Origin of the sequence: Ferriphaselus sp. R-1 (genome assembly GCF_000746095.1) — a bacterium.
Lineage (GTDB): Bacteria > Pseudomonadota > Gammaproteobacteria > Burkholderiales > Gallionellaceae > Ferriphaselus.
This window is the reverse complement of the sequence record NZ_JQKP01000003.1, coordinates 134,315-152,963: the sequence shown is the minus strand read 5'-3', so window position 1 is coordinate 152,963 and position 18,649 is coordinate 134,315. Positions and strand designations below refer to the sequence as shown.

The following is an 18,649-nucleotide window of genomic DNA, read 5'->3' as shown; positions in this document are numbered from 1 at the left end:
GTTACGCAGCCTTGTCGGCGAGATAGGTGGTGAAGATCCCGAGGTCGACGTTGCGCCGCACGTTGACGAAACCGGCACTCTCCAGCGTGCTCATCACCTTGGTCGGCTCGGCGCAGGCCTCGATGGTGTCCCAGTAATAGCGCCACAGTTGCGCGGTGTCCTTGTCCTTGGCCACCAGTTTGGCGAGGGCGGGGACCAGATATTTGCAATAACCCTTGAGCAAGGCATTGCCTAACTTGCCCTGGGCGGGCGTGATCTCCATGATGCAGACCTTGCCGCCGGGATTCAGCATCCGATGGAACTCGCCGAACGCATCCGCCATATTCGCGACGTGGCGCAGCGCGTAGCCCATGCTCAGAAAGTCATAGCCACCGTCAGGCAGCGGGATGGACTCGGCGCGACCTTCGATCACGCGCACACCAGCTGGCAACTTGGCACTGCCTATCATCCCGGGGCTGGGGTCCACGCCGGTGATGTTGGCCGGATCGCCGACCAGCAAAGCCGCCTGCCGTGCGACCAGACCCGTGCCCATGCCCACATCCAGCACCTTCATCCCATGCTGCAAACCGGCCAGTTCCAGCATCTTCTTGCGGTAGATCGAACCCGTGCCCAAGCCGAGGATCTTCTCGATGCGGTCGTAATCCGCCGCCGTCTTGTTGAACTGGTCGCCTACCCAATCACGGCGGTCCTCCTCACTGTCGTAATACTCGGTGAGCGGCGGGTGTGGGGCATGGACGATATCGCTGCCAGATTCATGGGATACGGATGGCATGTTTGGATCAGGGGTATAGGAACAGGGGGCGAATGATAACTGAATCAGGCGGGCTCGGGGGCGGCGTGCAGCGGCGAATGCGGGCTTGCACCCGATGAGCTGGCAGTGGGAAGCCATGCTGCCAACTCCATGGAACTAGGGGCGCAGATCGGTGGCGCTCACAGCACCTCCGCCGCATGGTCCGCCAGTCTGGAGCGCTCGCCGCGCATCAGGGTGACGTGGCCGCTGTGGTCCCAGCCCTTGAATCTGTCCACCACATAGGTGAGGCCGGAGCTGCCTTCGGTCAGGTAGGGCGTGTCGATCTGGGCGATGTTACCCATGCAGACTACCTTGGTGCCGGGACCGGCGCGGGTGACCAGCGTCTTCATCTGCTTGGGCGTGAGGTTCTGCGCTTCGTCGATAATCAGGAACTTGTTGAGGAATGTTCGACCGCGCATGAAGTTGAGCGACTTGATCTTGACGCGCGATTTGATCAGATCGCGGGTGGCGGCGCGCCCCCAGTCGCCCGCGTCGGTATTCTCGGACTGGTTCAGCACGTCGAGGTTGTCTTCCAGCGCGCCCATCCACGGCGTCATCTTTTCCTCTTCGGTGCCGGGCAGGAAGCCGATGTCCTCGCCCACCGGCACGGTGACGCGGGTGATGATGATCTCGGCGTAGAGCTTCTTCTCCAGCGTCTGCCACAGTCCCGCCGCCAGCGTCAGCAAGGTCTTGCCGGTACCAGCCTGGCCGAGCAGGGTGACGAAGTCGATGTCCGGGTCCATCAGCAGGTTGAGCACGAAGTTCTGTTCGCGGTTGCGGGCGGTGATGCCCCAGACGGCGTTCTTCTGGTGGGTGTAGTCAGTCAGGGTGCGCAGGGTGGCGGTATCACCTTCCTGAGCGACGACCTTGGCGTAGAGCGGCGTGCCGCTTTCCAGATAGACGAACTGGTTGATGAAAAAGGCAGGGCAGAGCGGTCCCTTGACCTTGTACCAGGTGTGGCCGTCCTGCTGCCAGGATTGCATGTCCTTGCCGTGGCGATCCCAGAAATCCTCGGGCAGTGCCAGCACGCCGGTGTAGAGCAGATCGCTGTCTTCCAGCACCTTGTCGTTGAAGTAATCCTGCGCCTCCAGCCCCAGTGCGCGCGCCTTGATGCGCATGTTGATGTCTTTGGAAACGAGGATCACCGGGCGCTTCGGCTGTTCGATCTGTAGCGCCATCTGCACGCCGAGGATGGCGTTGTCGGCTTTGCCGGATTCCAGTGTCGGCGGCAGTTCGTACTTGATGAACTTGGTCTGCAGGAACAAGCGGCCAGTGGCGTTCTTGTTGCCCAGCTTGTCGAGCGGGATGCCATCCTCGATCTTGAGCGGCGCATCGCTCACCAGTTCGTCCAGATAGCGGCTGGCCTGACGCGCATTGCGCGCCACTTCGGTCATGCCCTTCTTCTTGTTGTCCAGTTCTTCCAGCACGAACATCGGCAGGCAGATGTCATGCTCTTCGAAACGGAACAGGCTGGTCGGGTCGTGCATCAGCACGTTGGTGTCGAGGACGAATAGCTTGGTGTTTTTCGACTTGCTGGTGGCGCGTGCAGGCATGTTTTTATCCCAGTGTTTTAACGAATTCGAGGACTTCGGCGGCGTGACCATCGGCCTTGAGGCCGCGCCATTCACGGCGCAGTGCGCCGTCACGGTCGATGACGAAAGTGCTGCGCTCGATGCCACGTACCTGTTTGCCGTACATCATCTTCTGCTTGATGACACCGAACAGGTTACAGGCTACTTCTTCGCTATCAGACAACAAGGCGAAAGGCAGGGTGAACTTGGCCTTGAAGTTCTCGTGCGACTTCATGCTGTCACGCGAGATGCCGACCACTTCGCAACCGGCCTGAGCGAACTCGGAGTAAAGGTCGCGGAACTGCGCGCTTTCCAGCGTACAGCCGGGAGTGTTGTCCTTGGGGTAGAAGTAGATCACGAGATGCTTGCCGCGCGCTGCGGCAAGCTGGAAGGTGGTGCCGCCAGTGGCGGGCAGTGTGAAGTCGGCGACTTCGGTCATCAGGGTTTTCCTCGTGGGTCGTTGGCAGGTGGATTCTTTTCCGGGTGTTCGGAGAAATACTGGTCGTAACAATCAGTGCCGCAGAAGTGCTCGACGTACTCGGAGCCTTCAGGCATCAGTGCCGTGCTTTTCGGGATCTCCTTGCGGCAGGTGCTACACCGCACCAGAGGTCCACTGCTGGGGGAATCTGAGGTATCCATGGTGTCTTCCCGGTAGTTGAACACGGAAGCATGGTACGTCTTAGGCGGGGAGGGCGCAACCACCTCGGACGTACCTGCAGCGCCCCTGATCAGCGTTGCGCTCCGGCATCGAGCGCCAGCAATCGGCTGCGTTCGAGCAGGGCAGCATCGGGCCGGTCCAGCCAGCCTTGCAGGTGCTCCAGCGTCAGGTCGGCGAGTGCGCGTATCCAGTCCGGACGCTGGTTCAAGCAGGGTATGTAGTGATACTCGCCACCCCCGGCGTGCTGGAAGTCCTCTTTGCCTTCCTGGGCGATCTCTTCCAGAGTCTCCAGACAATCGGCCACGAAGCCGGGGCAGACCACATCGACACGGCGCAGCTTGGCCTTGCCCAGTTTCTTCAGCGTGGCGGTGGTGTAGGGTTGCAGCCATTCGGCCTTGCCGAAGCGCGACTGGAAGGTGATGAGGTATTCGTCCTTGCGCAGGCCGAGCGCCTCGGCGATCAGCCGCCCGCTCTTCTGGCATTCGCAGTGGTAGGGGTCGCCCTTGTCCAGCGTGTAGCGCGGCAGGCCGTGGAAACTCATCACCAGCAGCTCCGGGCGACCATGCAGCGTCCAATGGTCGCGCACGTTCTGCGCGGTGGCGGCGATGTAGCCCGCATCGTCGTGGAAATGCTTGATGGTGCGCAGTGCGGGGGCATTGCGCATCTGCTGCAGCTCGTCGAATACCACGTCCCAGGCCGTAGCGACGGTGCTTGCTGCGTATTGCGGATACATCGGGACCAGCAGGATGCGCTGACAGTTCTGTGCCTTCAGCCTGGCCAGTACCTCGGGGATGGAGGGGTTGCCGTAGCGCATGGCGTAATCCACCACCAGCGGCGTATCGGTGCGCAACCGCAGCGCTTCACGCAGCAAGGCCGTCTGGCGCTCGGTATGCACCTTTAGCGGCGAGCCTTCCGGCATCCAGATGCTGGCGTATTTCTCGGCGGATTTCTTGGGGCGGGTGTTCAGGATGATGCCGTTCAGAATGGGCCACCACAGCAGGCGCGGGATCTCCACCACGCGCGGGTCGCCAAGGAATTGGCGCAGGTAGGGGCGCACGGCTGCCGCCGTTGGCGCGTCCGGCGTACCCAGGTTGACAAGCAGCACGGCGGTTGTTGCGGGAGTGCCGTGGGCGTATGCAGGTTCAGCTTGAAAAGACATCTGTGGCGTGTTCCGTAAAGTCAGGGGGTGAATGATACCCGAGCCTAGCCGACGAGCGTGGCCAGGGTGATGAGCAGCAACAGGATGAGCCAGAACACCAGCGTGCGCCAGATCAGGCCGGTGGTGCTCTGCATGTAGTCGGGCGCGGCTTCGTCGCCGGTTCCCAGTTCCGGGCGGTCGAGCAGTACGCCGTCCTCGGAGATGGCCAGTCCCAGCCTGACACCGAGCGCCCCCGCGCCACTGGCCAGCAGGATGCCCTGTTCCGGGTCGGCCCAGGTATGCGCCTGAGTGCGCCAGCAATACACGGCATCCTCAAAGTTGCCGACGATGGCGAAGGTGGCCGCGCTCAGCCGCACCGGCAGCCACTCCAGCCAGCCATGGATGCGGCGGGCGAACACGCCGAAATCGCCATGATCGAGATCGTCCAGAGCACCCCAGTGTGCGTCCAGATATTGCGATAGGCGGTAGACCACCGCACCGCTGGGGCCTAGGCCGAGCAGCATGCCGATCAGGAACCAGACGATGACACCGAACACGTGCTGGTTCGAGGCGAGCAAGGCGCGTTCGATGGCGACGCGGGCCAACTCGTTCGCGTTGAGTTGCTGGCTGGGCATATTGCGCCACAGCGCGAGCAGGCTCGCTGCCCGGGACGTGTCACCATCCTTCAGCGCCTGGTGCAGTTCACCGAACCGTTCGTTGAGTTGGTGCAAGCCCAGAGTCAGATAGGACACCGCGATGCTGAGAATGAGGGCAAGGAGCGGATGGATGGCATCCAGCAGGGTGAATGCCAGAGTGAGCACAACTGCCGGCGATCCGACCGCCACCAGCCAGGCCAGACGGCCATGGTGATGCTTGCCCGCGTTAAAACGGAAGCGGAAGAAATCGGCATATTCCTGTACTCGCGCCAGCGGCAATCTAGTTCTGGCGAGTGGCTGCCATTGCTCCAGCAGCAGGGCGATGATGAGGGAGAACAGGCTCATGGTGAATCGGGCTTGTGCGGAATGCGCGCAAGATAACACAAAGCCGGAGGAGGCGGGACAGCGGCCAGTGGTGGCGCGCCGCTGTCCCGAGGTGGCTAGGAATGCGCTGATTTACTCAACCCGTTCGCCCTGAGCTTGTCGAATGGCATTCGATGCCATTGATTCTATTTAATTAATTCCGCTCATGGTTCGACAAGCTCACCACGAACGGAATTAATCAGCGCTTACCTAGATGATCATGCCCGCCGCGACGGTGTTGTTGGTGGCCTCGTCGATGACGATGAAGCTGCCGGTTGCGCGGTCGGTGGCGTAGTCGTCGAACACCAGCGGCTGCTGCACCTTGAGCTGCACCTGAGCGATGTCGTTCATCTTCAGGTTTTCCGCCGGATGCAGCTCCAGCGTGTTGACATCCACGCGGTGGTCGATGCTGCTGAACAGGCATTTCGCCACGCGGGTGGTGTGCTTGACCAGATATTTGCGGCTCTTTTCCAGCGGGGTCTCGGACAGCCAGCACAACACGGCGCGGAACTCCTTGCTGACGCGCGGCTGCAGGTCGGCACTGCGCACGAACAGGTCGCCGCGCGAGATGTCGATCTCGTCGGCCAATGTCAGCGTCACCGATTGCGGGGCAAAAGCGGTCTGCAGTTTGCCGTCATAGGTGACGATCTCTTTCACCTGGGTAGTGCGGCCCGCAGGCAGGATGGTGATCTCGTCGCCGACAGAGATCTCGCCCGCCTCGATGCGACCGGCGAAGCCGCGGAAATCGTGGAATTCGTCGGTCTGCGGGCGGCACACCCACTGCACCGGGAAGCGGAAGTCGGTGGTGTTCACGTCGTGGTCGATCTCGACCGTGTCCAGGTGTTCCAGAAGCGCCGGGCCGGTGTACCAGTCCAGCTTGTCGCCGCGATCCACCACCATGTCGCCGTTCAGCGCGGAGAGCGGGATGCACACCGGGTTGTCTATGCCCAACGGGGCGGCAAACTTGCGGTATTCGGCCACGATCTCGTCGAAGCGCGCCTGCGAGTAATCGACCATGTCCATCTTGTTCACCGCCAGCACGATGTGTGGGATGCCGAGCAGGCTGGCCAGATAGGTGTGGCGGCGGGTCTGCGTCAGCACGCCACGGCGCGCATCAATCAGGATGATGGCGAGGTTGGCAGTCGAGGCGGCAGTGACCATGTTGCGGGTGTATTGCTCATGCCCCGGCGTATCGCCAATGATGTATTTGCGCAGCGGCGTGGCGAAGTAGCGATAGGCCACGTCGATGGTGATGCCCTGCTCGCGCTCGGCTTGCAGACCGTCGGTCAGCAGGGAAAGATCCACCGCGCCCATGCCGCGCTTCTCGCTGGTCTTGGAAATGGCCGAGAACTGGTCCTCGAAAATGGACTTCGAATCGTGCAGCAAGCGACCGATCAGCGTGCTCTTGCCGTCGTCCACCGAACCGGCGGTGATGAAGCGGAGAAGTTGTGTTTGTGTGCTCATGATGAATCCTTAAGTTTTTTGTCGTGAGACGTAAGACGTAAGTCGTAAGTTGACTTTGTCCGCTGCGCGGGTTTTGCTTACGTCTTACGTCTTACGTCTTACGTCTTACGTCTTACGTCTTACGTCTCACGTCTGCCTCTCAGAAATAGCCTTCCTTCTTGCGCAGTTCCATCGACGCTTCCGAGGTCTGGTCGTCCATGCGGGTTGCGCCGCGTTCGGTGATGCGGGTGGTGGCGGTCTCTTCGATGATCTCTTCCACCGTGCGGGCGGTGGATTCCACCGGCGCGGTGCAGGTCATGTCGCCCACGGTGCGGAAGCGCACAGTGGCGACTTCCACCTTCTCTCCCGGCTTGGGCTGTACCAGATGCGACACCGGAATGACGTTGCCGCCGCGCCGGATCACTTCGCGTTCGTGTGCGTAGTAGATCGGCGGGATGTACAGCTTTTCGCGGCCAATGTATTGCCAGATGTCCATCTCGGTCCAGTTCGAGATCGGGAACACACGGATGTTCTCACCGGGGTGGACGCGAGTGTTGTAGGTGTCCCACAGTTCCGGGCGCTGGTTCTTTGGGTCCCATTGGCCGAACTCATCGCGGAAGGAGAAGATGCGCTCCTTGGCGCGTGCCTTTTCCTCGTCACGGCGCGCGCCGCCCAGGCAGGCATCGAAGCCGAATTCTTCGATGGTTTCCAGCAGCGTCACCGACTGGAACGGGTTGCGCGGCTTGCTCTCGTCCTTGATGACGATGGTGCCGCGCTTGATCGAGTCTTCCAGCGAACGCACGATGAGGCGCTCGCCCAAGTCTGCGGCCAGCTTGTCGCGGCAGGCTATCACCTCGGGGAAATTGTGCTCGGTGTCGATGTGCACCAGCGGGAAGGGGAACTTCGCCGGGCGGAAAGCCTTCTCGGCCAAGCGCAGCATCACGATGGAATCCTTGCCGCCGGAGAACAGCAGCGCCGGGTTCTTACACTCTGCAGCGACCTCGCGCATGATGTGGATGGACTCGCTCTCAAGGGCGTCCAGATGGGTGAAGTTGTGTGTGCTCATGTCAGCGCTTTCAGTTGATTGATGCAAATTTCAGGGGAGTGGACTTGCCTACGTGCAAGCCGCACTCCTTGTTTTGCGGGTCTTCCCACCACCACCTGCCAGCACGGATGTCCTCGCCCGGTGTGACGGCACGCGTACATGGCGCGCAGCCGATGCTGGGGTAGAACTGGTCATGCAGAGCGTTGTACGGCACGTCGTTGGCCTTGATGTATTCCCACACCTCGGCGTTGCTCCAGTCCAGCAGCGGGTTGTATTTCCACAGGCCGTTGTCGGTGTCGAAGGCGGCGGCCTCCAGTGTGCCGCGTGTCACCGCCTGGTCGCGGCGCATGCCGGTGAGCCAGGCACCTTTACCGGCCAGTGCGCGGCGCAGCGGTTCCACCTTGCGCACATGGCAGCAGGCTTTGCGCTTCTCCACGCTGTCGTAGAAACCATTTACACCCTGTTGTTCCACAAGGCTTTCCAGTGCAGCCGACTCCGGGTAATAGATATGCAGCGGCAGGCGGTAGCGGCTACGCAGTTGTTGCATCAGCGCGTAGGTCTCGGCGGGCAGACGGCCAGTGTCCAGGCTGAACATGGTGATGTCCAGCCCGTGTCTGGCGATCAGGTCGGTCAGCACCATGTCCTCGGCCCCCAGGCTGTTGGCGAAGGTCACCGGACCGTGGTCGGCCACAGCGGCGCGCAGCAGCGCCAGCGTCGTTGCGATCTTGTCGTTCAGATTGCTCATGTTCACACCTTGGGCAAAGCTTCGGTCAGGTCGAGCTGTTCGTCCTGAGTGGTGCAATAGGCACCTGCCTCACGCGTCCAGCTGTCCACTGCCCGGTTCAGTTCGGCCAGCGAGGCCTCGTCGTGTTCGGCGACATTGTTCAGCAGTTCGACCAGCCGGGCGAACGCGGTAGCCAGTTCCGCCGGAGCGATGTCCGACAGTTGCTGTGCCAACAACTCCAGCTTGTCCAGCCTCACGCCGCCCAGCAATTGGGCCAGACCGTTGCCGAGCAGGCGCAGGATGGCCTCGTTGCAGGACGCGGCTTCGTTGTATTTACGCTGGAATCCCAGCGCGTTGCGGTACTCGCGCTCGTGTGCCACCTCGTAGAAGTTTGCTCCCACCGTGACCTGCATCGCGCCCGCACACTCGCCGCCGCCCAGGTTGACTACGCGGAAGTCACTTTCGTCACCATGATCGCGCATCACCGAGGCCAGGTCTTCCTCGCGCACTTCGATCAGATCGGCCAGCAAGGTCTTGAAATAACTCTCATCCTGCTGACGAGCCCAGTCGAAGAAGCGCACTTCGCCGTTGGCCAGATGGGCCTGCTGGATACGTTCGATGGCTTGCTCCATGCGCGCCGCCGGGACGGTAGGCCCCTTCAGCGCCAGTCCGCCACCGTTCATGCCGCAGCCGCCGAAATACATCTGGTAGTGCGGTGTCAGCTTGCCGTGCAGCCGCTTGCCTTCGCCGTAGATGCCGATGTCGCCGGTCTCGGGCTGGGCGCAGCCGTTGTGGCAGCCGGACACGCGGATGCGCAGGTCCTTGCTGCCGCCGGACAGCTTGGGAGCCAGCAGGGTGCTGGAGGTCACGCCCAGACGGCAGGTCGCCGCACCGGGACACGCCACCACGTTGTCACCGGTCACCGGCTCGGACAGGCCAAGCGCTGCCAATCCGGCGCGCAGCGACGGGAGCTGTTCGGTGCGCACATTCAGGGCGGACAGATTCTGGTCCTGCGTGACATGCAATTCCTCCAAACCGTGCTCGCCGAACAAGCGGGCCAGGCCGCGCAGCTTGTCGGCCTTGATCTCGCCGATGGCCAGCGATACCGGCAGGACATGGAGTCCCGGTTGGCGCTGGGCATACAGCCCGCGCGCTACGCCAGCGGAAGGCGGCAGGGCGGCAGCATCCGGCTCGCGCCATTCGCCTTGCGTCCACGGCTGCTGTGCCAGCGCCTCGCGGGTGCGCTCGAACTCCTCGCGATACTTGGCGCGGAAGCCGTCCTCGCCGAACTTTTCGACCAGGAACTTGATGCGCGACTTGGCCCGCTTGGTGCGGTCGGAATACTTGTTGTGCAGCGTCACCAGCGCCTCGATGGCGAACAGCAGCTCGCGCTCGGGCACGAACTCTTCCACTACGATGGCTTCGCGCGGTTTGTGGCCCAGGCCGCCGCCCGCCTTGATCTTGAAGCCGGGCTGGCCGTCACGGCGGGTGGCGATCACGCCTACGCAATGCAGCAGCGACTGGGCGCAATCGGCCTCGCAGCCGGAAAAGCTCATCTTCATCTTGCGCGGCATCTGCTGGTTGAGCGGGTTGCGCAGGAAATGCTCGGTCGCACCATCCACGTACCGACCGATGTCCACATGCTCTTTCGGGCACACGCCGGCCAGACCGCAGGCAGTCATGTTGCGCACGGTGTTGCCGCAGGCCTCGCGGCTGGTCATGCCGACCGGCACCAGGCGACGCATGGCGTTGGGCATGTCGGCCAGCGGGATGAAATGGATCTGCGCCGACTGGCGGGTGGTGAAATGCACGGTCTGGTGCTGTGCCCAGGTCTCCGCGATGTCGGCCAGTGTCTCCAGTTGCAGCGGGGTGATGCGGCCGCCGGGGATCTTCACCCGCAGCATGTTCACGCCCTGCTGGCGCTGGCCGTACACGCCCTGTTGCAGGCGGATGGCGGTGAAGCGGTCGGCATCGATGTGGCCGTTGAAGAAGGTCTGCACCGCCTGCTCGAAGCGGGCGATCTCTTCCAGGTCAGACAGGTCTTGATTGATGACGCTCATGGCGTGGTCTCCAGATTACTTGAGGAACAAAAACTTGGCTGCGATGGTGAGCAGCAGGGTGGCCAGGATCAGTTGCAGCACGCGCTCCGGAATGCGAGCGCTCAAGTGGCTGCCGATCCAGATGCCGGGCAGCGAGCCGAGCAGCAGTGCGCCCAGCAGACTGAAATTCACCGTGCCCAACGCGGCGTGGCCTAGACCCGCGACCAGAGTCAGCGGCACGGCGTGAGCGATGTCGCTGCCGACCAGCTTGACGGTGGCATGGCGTGGGTAGAGGAACAGCAGCACGCCCATGCCCAGCGCGCCAGCGCCCACCGAGGAGATGGTGACCAGCACGCCGAGGATCGCGCCGGTGATGACGGTGGCGGCGACCGGATGCGCGTGCAGTTCGACGTTGGCTTCGCTCTTGCGACGGCCCAGCTTCTGCAACTGCGGCTTGAGGAACAGTGACAGTGCGGTGAGCGACAGCGCCACGCTCAACACGGTGGTGATGATGCTCTTGAACTGCTTTTCGTCCAGGTTCAGCTCATGCAACGCCCACAGACTGAGCAGGGCGGCGGGAATGCTGCCCGTGGCCAGGCGTTTGACGATCTGCCAATCCACCGAGCCCTTCTTGTGGTGCACCCAACTACCGCCCAGCTTGGTCAGTGCGGCGTAGAGCAGGTCGGTACCGACGGCGGTGGCCGGGGAGATGCCGAACAGCAGCACCAGCAGCGGGGTCATCAGTGAACCTCCGCCCACGCCGGAGACGCCGACGATGAGTCCGACCAACAGACCTGAGAATGTGTAGAGCCAATCCATTGCGTACACCTGTATTGAATACGGCGCGCATGGTAAGGGTGCTTTAATGTTCCACAAAGACTGATGTATTATTACCTCATTCCATTTAGTTATTACGAATCCTGATAATGAACATCCAGCAATTGCGTTATCTGCAAGAGATCGTGCGGCGCGACCTGAACATCTCGCAGGCGGCGGAAGCGCTCTATACCTCGCAACCCGGCATCAGCAAACAGATCAAGCTACTGGAAGAGGAGTTAGGTATCGAGATCTTCGTGCGCAACGGCAAGCGCATCGCCCACATCACCGAGCCGGGCAAGCAGGTGCTGGAGATCGCGCAACGCCTGTTGCTGGAGGCGGACAATCTGAAGCTGGTCGGGCAGGAGTTCCGTGCGCAGGATAGCGGCACGCTCACCATAGCCACCACGCATACCCAGGCACGCTACGCCTTGCCTCAGGCAGTCAAACGCTTCATCGAGCACTATCCGGGGGTCAAGCTCAACTTGCATCAGGGCAACCCGACCCAGATCGCCGAGCAGGCGCTCAGCGGCGAGGCCGACATCGCGATCGCTACCGAGGGGTTGGACCAGTACGACGAACTGATGACTTTGCCTTGCTACGAATGGAGCCACAGCGTCATCGTACCGCCGGATCACCCCTTGCTGGACGTGGGCGAGCTGAGCTTGAGTGCACTCGCCGACTATCCCATTATCACCTATGACCATGCGTTCAGCGGACGGGGCAAGATCGACCAGGCGTTCCGGGCGGCGGGGGCTGTACCCAACATCGTGCTCACGGCCATTGATGCCGATGTGATAAAGACTTACGTCGAGCTGGGTTTGGGGGTGGGGATCGTGGCCGAAATGGCATTCGTGCCGGAGCGTGACACCCATCTGCGTTGCCTGAGCGCCAGCCATTTGTTCAAACCCAATATCACCCGGCTTGCGCTGCGCCGCAACGAGTTCCTGCGCGGCTACACCTACCACTTCATCGAACTGTTCGCTCCCAAGCTATCTCGTGAGCTCGTCGTCAACGCACTGAGGACCAAAAGGGCGCAGCCGCAATGACGCGCCCGAGTGCCCGGATGGCGTGCGTGTTTTTTGATGTATGTCAGTAACTCCTGCTTCAGTGGAGATAGCCGATCCATTGGCGGCGTAGAATCCTGCGAGTATTTCTCGATTCGGGTCTAGGCATCTCTTCTGAAAGTGGAACTATGGAAAAAAACACAACCAAGCAAAAAAGCAGCAGCACACCCTCGCAAGTCAAACCAACCCCGTCCCGTCGTTCATCCCCGCGCAAAGTGGCTTCCGGAGATACTCCACCGGAGCTGACTTCCCAAGCCATCGAATCCTATGTCGTAGACCAGGCGCTTGAAGCCGCCACCTCATCCAAGATCGTTGCCGTGCAGGATATCCTGGCCCATGCTCAGCCGGACGACGCGGCGAATCTCGCCAAGATGCTGGGAGCGATCATGGATGGCGCATCCCCGGACGATGCGGCTGTGCTACGCAAGGCATTGATGGGTGAGAGCGTCCCGGCCTTTCTGGGAAAACGGGCGAAATCGCCTGACGATGAGCTGTCGGAAGACTGGCGCGAGGGCGGCTACCCATACAAGAACCTGATGTCTCGCCGGAGCTATGAGAGACAAAAATACCAACTGCAGGTCGAATTGCTGAAACTGCAAGCCTGGGTCAAGGAGACCGGGCAAAAAGTCGTCATCCTGTTCGAAGGACGTGATGCCGCCGGCAAGGGCGGCACCATCAAGCGCGTCATGGAGCATCTGAATCCGCGTGGTGCTCATGTGGTCGCGTTGGAAAAACCCTCCGAAGTGGAGCGTGGCCAATGGTACTTCCAGCGCTACATCCAGCATCTGCCCACGGCGGGCGAGATCGCCCTGTTCGATCGCTCCTGGTACAACCGCGCCGGGGTGGAGCGGGTGATGGGATTCTGCACGACGGATGAATACAATGAGTTCATGCGCCAGACGCCAGAGTTTGAAAGAACATTAACCAGAAGCGGCATCTATCTGATCAAATTCTGGTTCTCTGTCAGCCGCGAAGAGCAGCGTCGCCGCTTCAAGGAGCGCAAGATGCACCCGCTCAAGCAATGGAAGCTGTCTCCCATCGACTTGGCTTCGCTGGACAAATGGGATGAGTACACCAAATCCAAGGAGGCCATGTTCTTCTACACGGATACGGCGGATGCTCCTTGGACGGTGATCAAATCGGACTGCAAGAAGCGCGCCCGCCTGAATGCGATGCGCTACATCCTGCACAAACTGCCCTACACCAACAAGAACCTGGACGCGATCGGTCCTATGGACCCCTTGCTGGTAGGTCGCGCCCATGTCGTGTACGAACGCGGCGAAAAGGAATCGGCCATCCTCTGATAGCTCAGGAAGGCAGTGCCCCCGGTCATATATTGTTGAATTCCCTTATGGACATGTGATGTGCATGCCGTCTAGGCCGGGCAGATCTCGGGCAAAAGTTGGTGGCGGCTGATAGCAAAGGCTCTTGCCGGACTCGGTGGTGACCTTTTGCAGGCCGCTGGCCAGCCTGACTTCGCTGTGTGGTTGCTACAGGGCGTGCTTCAACTCTGCCAGAGGTGTGTTGGCTTGATGCTCGAGCTGGATACGTCTGGTCAGCCGAGGAAGGCATTGATGTCGGCACGGGTAAGTATCCGCAACACTAGCTTGAAGATTCCGATCAGGGTTTACCTCGTCGCATTACTACAGCACCGAAGGGCGCTTGCTGAAAGAATTCTCCCCATCGACACGTACCGTGCCAACTATCGCGACAATGAAACTCTTCGTCGCGAAAAGCGAGTTGGCAGACGGCTTGGATGTCAATTTCATCATCCAGTGGGAAGCTGCCAGCGAAACCACCCACCCGTGATCGAAGCTGTGGACAAGGACTTTTTGAATTCGGAGCGGGCGATGAAGTCAGAATAGCGAGTTGAGCGGAGGCGATGGGTCGGGTCTTCCATAGTCTTTTCGCGGCAAAGCCGCTTGCGCGCATCGCCACTTTAGGTGATAAACACGGCAATAGGAGGTGGTTTTCGTATGATCTGGATGTGGGTTGGTTTCATCGCGTTTATCTTGCTCATGCTGGCGCTCGATCTGGGTGTGTTCCATCGCAAGGCGCATGTCGTTTCCGTCAGGGAAGCCATGGTCTGGTTTGTGATATGGATGACCATGGGGGCCGCCTTTGCGGTCTTTGTGTACTTTGCTTACGATGGTCACTGGTTCGGGCTCGGCATAGACCCTGACCCTGTGGATGGTTTACCCAATGATGGAGAAACGGCGACAGAGAAGTATCTGACGGGCTACGTCGTTGAGAAATCCCTCAGCGTGGACAACATCTTTGTCATCGCCATGATCTTCACCTACTTTCGGGTCGCGCCACTCTATCAACATAGGGTGTTGTTCTGGGGCATCTTTGGCGCACTCGTGTTGCGCGGCGCGATGATTTTCTTTGGCGCACAGTTGATCGCTGAATTTCACTGGATACTGTACTTCTTCGCGGTCTTCCTGATTCTGACTGCCATCAAAATGCTGTTTCTCAAGTCAGAACAAACCGATTTGAACAGCAGTGTCATCATCCGAATGATCCGCTCAGTTTTTCCGGTAACGGATAAATTTCATGGCGACCATTTCATGGTTCGCGCAGGGTCATCAGCCGCATCCGAACGCGAAACACCCGATGTGCCAGTTGCGCCTGACGACATCGTAGAAAGATCCAAGCCCGGCACGTTGCTGCTCACCCCACTGGCCTTGGCGCTAGTCATGGTTGAGACGACAGACCTGATCTTTGCGGTGGATTCGATCCCAGCCATCTTTGCCATCACCGGCGACTCTTTCCTCGTCTTTACGAGCAACGTGTTCGCGATGCTCGGCCTGCGTTCACTCTATTTTGCACTAGCCGGGCTGGAGCGAAAATTCCGCTACCTCAAAGCCGCACTCGCCACGTTGCTCATGGTCGTGGGCTTAAAGATGCTGTTCGCAGAATGGCTCAAACTCTCGCTTGGCGAGCATTTCAACCTGTACCTGCTGGGAGTGGTCGTGATGATCTTGGCAACCGGCGTGGGTGCTTCGCTCATCGTGGATCGCAAAAGCTTGAGCCAGCAACCATGAGGCTGCGGCACTCCAGACGGCGTTGAGGTCGGCGCTGGAGTTCTTTGTCGAGTAGAGTGAGTCGGCAGGCGGCTCCGGTGCCAATTTCATCATCCATGGGAAGCTTCAGCAGTTACCAATCCTCCAATGGTCGAAGCTGTGCATGCCGACATTCAGCTTAACCGAACACCGACTTTCCTGACTTCAGGGCGGGCGATCAGGGCAGAGTGATGTGGTATTGCCCTTGGCTATTCGGTTGAGGGGATTTTTGATCCCTTTGAACGATTACATTTCCAGCACAGAGTTTGTAAGTTCTCTTCCGATGTTGTGCCGCCTTTTGCAAGGGGAATGACGTGATCAATTTCCAGCAATAAGTTTCTTTCGTCAGTAACTGACAAGCTACAAATTTTGCAGGTGAAGTTATCTCGGCTTTTTATTTTTTCTCTGAGACTGGAAGTCATTAAAGCTCTCTGACCTGCAATGCTGTTCTTGAACTCTATTATGTTGCTCATATAGATAATGAACTTATCTAAATTTTCTATGTTTAACTTTATATCGCACTGTGAAGCGCTATTTCCCCCAGCTGATACATATTGAAAAGTATAAACAGGGAAATATAGGTCACTGAAGTCAATGTTGCTAAACCCCAATTCTTGAATAACACGCTCTTTGCTAAATCTCAGTATCACCGCCGGAATAGAGTTGCTTATACTGAACAGAATGGCATCTCTCTCGTTCTTTAACAAAAGCTTTCCTTGCTCTGCAGCAGCAAAATTGTTGAGTACCTCTTCAAATGTTGAGAGTGTTTCTTCATTGACTTCTATATTAAAATATTTGCAAAGATACTTAAACGGCTGATTACTTGCGTTCTTACACACAGATGCAGAGCAGTTGTGAGTCCGATGGCTTCTTTCCTCTATCCACTCCTTCCTCTTCATGTTGTAGCGGCTGCCATCGTGTAAATGGCTTTCACCGTAATCGAAGGACCTTATGTCAGAGTAGGAGCACTTTAGATTTTCTATATGTTCATTTAGATCATTGCAGTTTTGTGTGTGTTGGTCGATGCTCTTCCTTATGGCTTGGAACCTGTCTCCTTTGAAATATTTTGATAAAGCCATCTCGTAAGTCGCTTTCAGGATAGCTAAAAGTATTTTGTAAGCGATGAACCCCAATACAAAGATAACCAGTAAAGCGATAAATAAGACGAATATTGGCAATTATCTCTCCTTGATATCTGTGATTATGCATCCCTCTCAAATGAAGGATTAGTTGTGACTCTTTCCCTGAGGAATACCGGTGCGTGCTCGGATGCAAACAATACGTTGGCTTGACTTCCGGCTAGGCAAGAGATTGTTCGCCAGCCAAATTGCATGAGTTGCTTTACACATATTTCTTCTCGCTGAATGGGTACGGCATGTGTACGAGTTACATAGAAAATCAGGTCGAGTTCGTGTCTGATATTTGCATACTTTGGAATTGACGCAAGGCGTTTAGCTTCATCCATAACGAGAGAATAGATTGTAGTGGGTGGCGGTATGTCATAGATGAACGAAGGACCAATTACTTCTTCAAGTTTTGAAGCATTTTTGATGCATTTATAAGTGGCGCGGATCTCATCGCTTCGTTTTTCGCCCGCATTTATTATTTCCTTGATCTGAAAGTTTGCATCCCGAAACTGAACATCGGTTTTGCTATTTTGGGGAGGGGAGACTAGTTCGGTTTTGTTGAAGTCAAGCTTGTAGTACTGAAGAAACTGGGATACGACCCAGCGTTCTCGTTTTTCTTTCCCCTTGTTTGAAAAGAAGAGCAATTTCTCATGAGCGGATGCTTGCATAGAAGCCAAAACTTCGGCGTCAGATTGGCAGTGGCCGTACTGAAGCTGTGCACCGTTTTCACATATGCTGCTTTCTACAATTGTCTCGGCGGGTGGAATTGTCGCTGATATTTTGCAATTCATTGACTATTAGATATAAATAATTATTGAATTTTTGACTAATCCGTTGTTCCGGCACTCTTTGCAAAAGCCACCAATGCCGCCCGAGCCTGTTGCGCGTCCAGCACGGGTTCGGGGAAGTCGAAGCGATAGACATCGCCGTCGGCGCGCACGTCGAAGCCGTCGCAGTCGATGCCGACCATCTCTACGGTTTGCGCTTCGAGTTGGTGGGTGTGCAGGCAGTAGCGGCGGAGGGAGTCGGTGTGGTCGGCGTTCATGTGGGCGAGGATGGCGGTTTCCTGCTCGATCAGCGGGTAGTTCTCCATGAGGTAGTTCTCCGCTTTGACCCAGTGGATGTGGCCGAAGCCGCCGATGTAGCGCAGCGCCAGCGGGGCGATGCGGTAGAACGAGAAATCGTGCATGGCGAAGTAGGTTTGCGCTTCGGGGAAGTAGCGCAGGTAGCGCTGTCCGGCGGCGGCGCGGTCGGCCACGATCTCGGCGTTGCCCATCAGCGTGATGCGGCCTTGCGTCTGGATGTGCGGGTTGCGCTGGTTGTGGCTGATGAGGCTGATGCGCGGGTCGGCGGCGATGTTCTTGGTGTGTTCGGCCAGGGTGCTGATGAGGATGAGCAGGCTGCCGTCGTGGTCCACCATGTAGGGGGTGATGGAGCCGAATGGATGACCGTCGAACTTTTTGGACAGGGTGGAAAGTGCGCCGTAACGGTGGGCGCGCAGCAGTTGGCGGGCTTCGCGGGCGTTGCTCATGGGGCGAGTCTCCTAGCGGTGAGGGCCAGGCGTTTGCCCAGCGCGATACAGAGTTTGCGTTCGTGTTCGGTGATGGGTAGTTCGCCCGCGACACCGGCGTGATGGCTGGCACCGTAAGGCGTGCCGCCGCTTTGGGTGTGGGTGAGTTCGGGTTCGGAGTAGGGTAGGCCGACGATGACCATGCCGTGATGCAGCAGCGGCACCATCATGGTCAGCAGCGTGGCTTCCTGCCCGCCGTGCAGCGTGCCGGTGGACGTGAACAGCGCGGCGGGTTTGCCAGCCAAGGCGTGTTTCATCCACAGCGGGCTGGTGCCGTCCCAGAAATGTTTCATCGCCGCCGCCATGTTGCCGAAACGGGTCGGGCTGCCCACGGCGATGCCGATGCACGCTTCCAGATCGGCATGGCTGGCATAGGGCGCGCCGCTGTTGGGAATGGCGGGAGCGGTGGCTTCGCAGGTGGCAGACACCGGCGGGACGGTGCGCAAACGGGCGGTCAAACCAGCTTGCTCCACGCCGCGCGCGATGAGTTGTGCCATCTGGCGGGTGCTGCCGTGCTGGCTGTAGTAAAGGACGAGGATTTCGTTGTCAGGTATCATGCGGGGGATTATAACCAAGC

Annotated in this window: 18 protein-coding genes and 1 pseudogene; 4 read left to right on the top strand and 15 right to left on the bottom strand. The window is 58.9% G+C overall.

Annotated elements, in window-relative coordinates:
- Position 1: 1 nt before the first annotated feature.
- From DM08_RS05125 to DM08_RS05080, 11 genes are all read right to left on the bottom strand, one after another.
- Positions 2–772, bottom strand: a complete 771-nt coding sequence (locus tag DM08_RS05125; protein WP_035383560.1) for a class I SAM-dependent methyltransferase — start codon at positions 770–772, stop codon at positions 2–4.
- A 158-nt stretch (positions 773–930) separates the two neighbouring features.
- The gene (locus DM08_RS05120; RefSeq protein ID WP_035383559.1) at positions 931–2,343 is read right to left on the bottom strand and encodes a PhoH family protein; all 1,413 of its coding nucleotides are present in this window, start codon (positions 2,341–2,343) and stop codon (positions 931–933) included.
- Between the two features lie 4 nt (positions 2,344–2,347).
- Positions 2,348–2,800, bottom strand: coding sequence for a peroxiredoxin (locus tag DM08_RS05115; RefSeq protein ID WP_035383558.1), 453 nt, complete (start codon positions 2,798–2,800; stop codon positions 2,348–2,350).
- Positions 2,800–3,000 (bottom strand): DUF3330 domain-containing protein, encoded by a 201-nt coding sequence (locus DM08_RS12505; RefSeq protein ID WP_081908778.1) that lies wholly within the window; start codon positions 2,998–3,000, stop codon positions 2,800–2,802. Before DM08_RS12505 ends, DM08_RS05115 begins: the two co-directional genes overlap by 1 nt.
- Before the next feature lie 89 nt (positions 3,001–3,089).
- On the bottom strand, positions 3,090–4,178 hold the full coding sequence (gene hemH / locus DM08_RS05110) for a ferrochelatase (protein WP_035383557.1): 1,089 nt from the start codon (positions 4,176–4,178) through the stop codon (positions 3,090–3,092).
- Positions 4,179–4,222: 44 nt separating this feature from the next.
- Positions 4,223–5,158 carry a CobD/CbiB family protein gene (locus tag DM08_RS05105; protein ID WP_035383556.1) on the bottom strand — a complete coding sequence of 312 codons (936 nt, stop codon included), beginning with the start codon at positions 5,156–5,158 and terminating at the stop codon, positions 4,223–4,225.
- Positions 5,159–5,386: 228 nt separating this feature from the next.
- Positions 5,387–6,640: a sulfate adenylyltransferase subunit CysN gene (gene cysN, locus DM08_RS05100; protein WP_035383555.1), complete on the bottom strand. Its 1,254-nt coding sequence runs from the start codon at positions 6,638–6,640 to the stop codon at positions 5,387–5,389.
- 139 nt (positions 6,641–6,779) lie between these two features.
- A complete protein-coding gene (gene cysD, locus DM08_RS05095) occupies positions 6,780–7,685 on the bottom strand; it encodes a sulfate adenylyltransferase subunit CysD (RefSeq protein ID WP_035383554.1) in 906 nt (301 codons plus the stop codon).
- A 10-nt stretch (positions 7,686–7,695) separates the two neighbouring features.
- The gene (locus tag DM08_RS05090) at positions 7,696–8,409 is read right to left on the bottom strand and encodes a phosphoadenylyl-sulfate reductase (protein WP_035383553.1); all 714 of its coding nucleotides are present in this window, start codon (positions 8,407–8,409) and stop codon (positions 7,696–7,698) included.
- A gap of 2 nt (positions 8,410–8,411) precedes the next feature.
- Positions 8,412–10,448 (bottom strand): nitrite/sulfite reductase, encoded by a 2,037-nt coding sequence (locus DM08_RS05085; protein WP_035383552.1) that lies wholly within the window; start codon positions 10,446–10,448, stop codon positions 8,412–8,414.
- 15 nt (positions 10,449–10,463) lie between these two features.
- Positions 10,464–11,246, bottom strand: coding sequence for a sulfite exporter TauE/SafE family protein (locus DM08_RS05080; RefSeq protein ID WP_035383551.1), 783 nt, complete (start codon positions 11,244–11,246; stop codon positions 10,464–10,466).
- A 107-nt stretch (positions 11,247–11,353) separates the two neighbouring features.
- Between DM08_RS05080 and cysB the strand changes: the two genes are divergently transcribed.
- The 4 genes and pseudogenes from cysB (at position 11,354) to DM08_RS05065 (ending at position 15,357) form a co-directional block, all read left to right on the top strand.
- Positions 11,354–12,292, top strand: a complete 939-nt coding sequence (gene cysB / locus DM08_RS05075; protein WP_035383550.1) for an HTH-type transcriptional regulator CysB — start codon at positions 11,354–11,356, stop codon at positions 12,290–12,292.
- Positions 12,293–12,438: 146 nt separating this feature from the next.
- Positions 12,439–13,614, top strand: coding sequence for a polyphosphate kinase 2 (gene ppk2 / locus DM08_RS05070; protein WP_035383549.1), 1,176 nt, complete (start codon positions 12,439–12,441; stop codon positions 13,612–13,614).
- A gap of 337 nt (positions 13,615–13,951) precedes the next feature.
- Positions 13,952–14,119: pseudogene (locus DM08_RS12500) on the top strand (DUF3124 domain-containing protein); the annotation flags it as partial.
- Between the two features lie 167 nt (positions 14,120–14,286).
- The gene (locus DM08_RS05065; RefSeq protein ID WP_035383548.1) at positions 14,287–15,357 is read left to right on the top strand and encodes a TerC/Alx family metal homeostasis membrane protein; all 1,071 of its coding nucleotides are present in this window, start codon (positions 14,287–14,289) and stop codon (positions 15,355–15,357) included.
- 227 nt (positions 15,358–15,584) lie between these two features.
- On the opposite strand, the gene DM08_RS05060 is transcribed toward DM08_RS05065, so the two are convergent.
- From DM08_RS05060 to wrbA, 4 genes are read right to left on the bottom strand one after another with little or no spacing between them, the layout of a single operon-like run.
- Entirely contained in the window at positions 15,585–16,553 is a 969-nt protein-coding gene (locus DM08_RS05060) for an HNH endonuclease (RefSeq protein ID WP_035383547.1), read from the bottom strand.
- A 23-nt stretch (positions 16,554–16,576) separates the two neighbouring features.
- The gene (locus DM08_RS12785) at positions 16,577–17,293 is read right to left on the bottom strand and encodes a DUF1780 domain-containing protein (protein ID WP_152555779.1); all 717 of its coding nucleotides are present in this window, start codon (positions 17,291–17,293) and stop codon (positions 16,577–16,579) included.
- A gap of 35 nt (positions 17,294–17,328) precedes the next feature.
- Positions 17,329–18,033, bottom strand: coding sequence for a HugZ family pyridoxamine 5'-phosphate oxidase (locus DM08_RS05055; protein ID WP_035383546.1), 705 nt, complete (start codon positions 18,031–18,033; stop codon positions 17,329–17,331).
- Positions 18,030–18,629, bottom strand: a complete 600-nt coding sequence (wrbA, locus tag DM08_RS05050; protein ID WP_035383545.1) for an NAD(P)H:quinone oxidoreductase — start codon at positions 18,627–18,629, stop codon at positions 18,030–18,032. Before wrbA ends, DM08_RS05055 begins: the two co-directional genes overlap by 4 nt.
- Between the last annotated feature and the right edge of the window lie 20 nt (positions 18,630–18,649).

Excerpts from the sequence above, each read along its gene's own strand:
- DM08_RS05125 (WP_035383560.1), bottom strand. The coding sequence starts at position 772 with ATGCCATCCGTATCCCATGAATCTGGCAGCGATATCGTCCATGCCCCA.
- DM08_RS05120 (WP_035383559.1), bottom strand. The coding sequence starts at position 2,343 with ATGCCTGCACGCGCCACCAGCAAGTCGAAAAACACCAAGCTATTCGTC.
- DM08_RS05115 (WP_035383558.1), bottom strand. The coding sequence starts at position 2,800 with ATGACCGAAGTCGCCGACTTCACACTGCCCGCCACTGGCGGCACCACC.
- DM08_RS12505 (WP_081908778.1), bottom strand. The coding sequence starts at position 3,000 with ATGGATACCTCAGATTCCCCCAGCAGTGGACCTCTGGTGCGGTGTAGC.
- hemH (WP_035383557.1), bottom strand. The coding sequence starts at position 4,178 with ATGTCTTTTCAAGCTGAACCTGCATACGCCCACGGCACTCCCGCAACA.
- DM08_RS05105 (WP_035383556.1), bottom strand. The coding sequence starts at position 5,158 with ATGAGCCTGTTCTCCCTCATCATCGCCCTGCTGCTGGAGCAATGGCAG.
- cysN (WP_035383555.1), bottom strand. The coding sequence starts at position 6,640 with ATGAGCACACAAACACAACTTCTCCGCTTCATCACCGCCGGTTCGGTG.
- cysD (WP_035383554.1), bottom strand. The coding sequence starts at position 7,685 with ATGAGCACACACAACTTCACCCATCTGGACGCCCTTGAGAGCGAGTCC.
- DM08_RS05090 (WP_035383553.1), bottom strand. The coding sequence starts at position 8,409 with ATGAGCAATCTGAACGACAAGATCGCAACGACGCTGGCGCTGCTGCGC.
- DM08_RS05085 (WP_035383552.1), bottom strand. The coding sequence starts at position 10,448 with ATGAGCGTCATCAATCAAGACCTGTCTGACCTGGAAGAGATCGCCCGC.
- DM08_RS05080 (WP_035383551.1), bottom strand. The coding sequence starts at position 11,246 with ATGGATTGGCTCTACACATTCTCAGGTCTGTTGGTCGGACTCATCGTC.
- cysB (WP_035383550.1), top strand. The coding sequence starts at position 11,354 with ATGAACATCCAGCAATTGCGTTATCTGCAAGAGATCGTGCGGCGCGAC.
- ppk2 (WP_035383549.1), top strand. The coding sequence starts at position 12,439 with ATGGAAAAAAACACAACCAAGCAAAAAAGCAGCAGCACACCCTCGCAA.
- DM08_RS05065 (WP_035383548.1), top strand. The coding sequence starts at position 14,287 with ATGATCTGGATGTGGGTTGGTTTCATCGCGTTTATCTTGCTCATGCTG.
- DM08_RS12785 (WP_152555779.1), bottom strand. The coding sequence starts at position 17,293 with ATGAATTGCAAAATATCAGCGACAATTCCACCCGCCGAGACAATTGTA.
- DM08_RS05055 (WP_035383546.1), bottom strand. The coding sequence starts at position 18,033 with ATGAGCAACGCCCGCGAAGCCCGCCAACTGCTGCGCGCCCACCGTTAC.
- wrbA (WP_035383545.1), bottom strand. The coding sequence starts at position 18,629 with ATGATACCTGACAACGAAATCCTCGTCCTTTACTACAGCCAGCACGGC.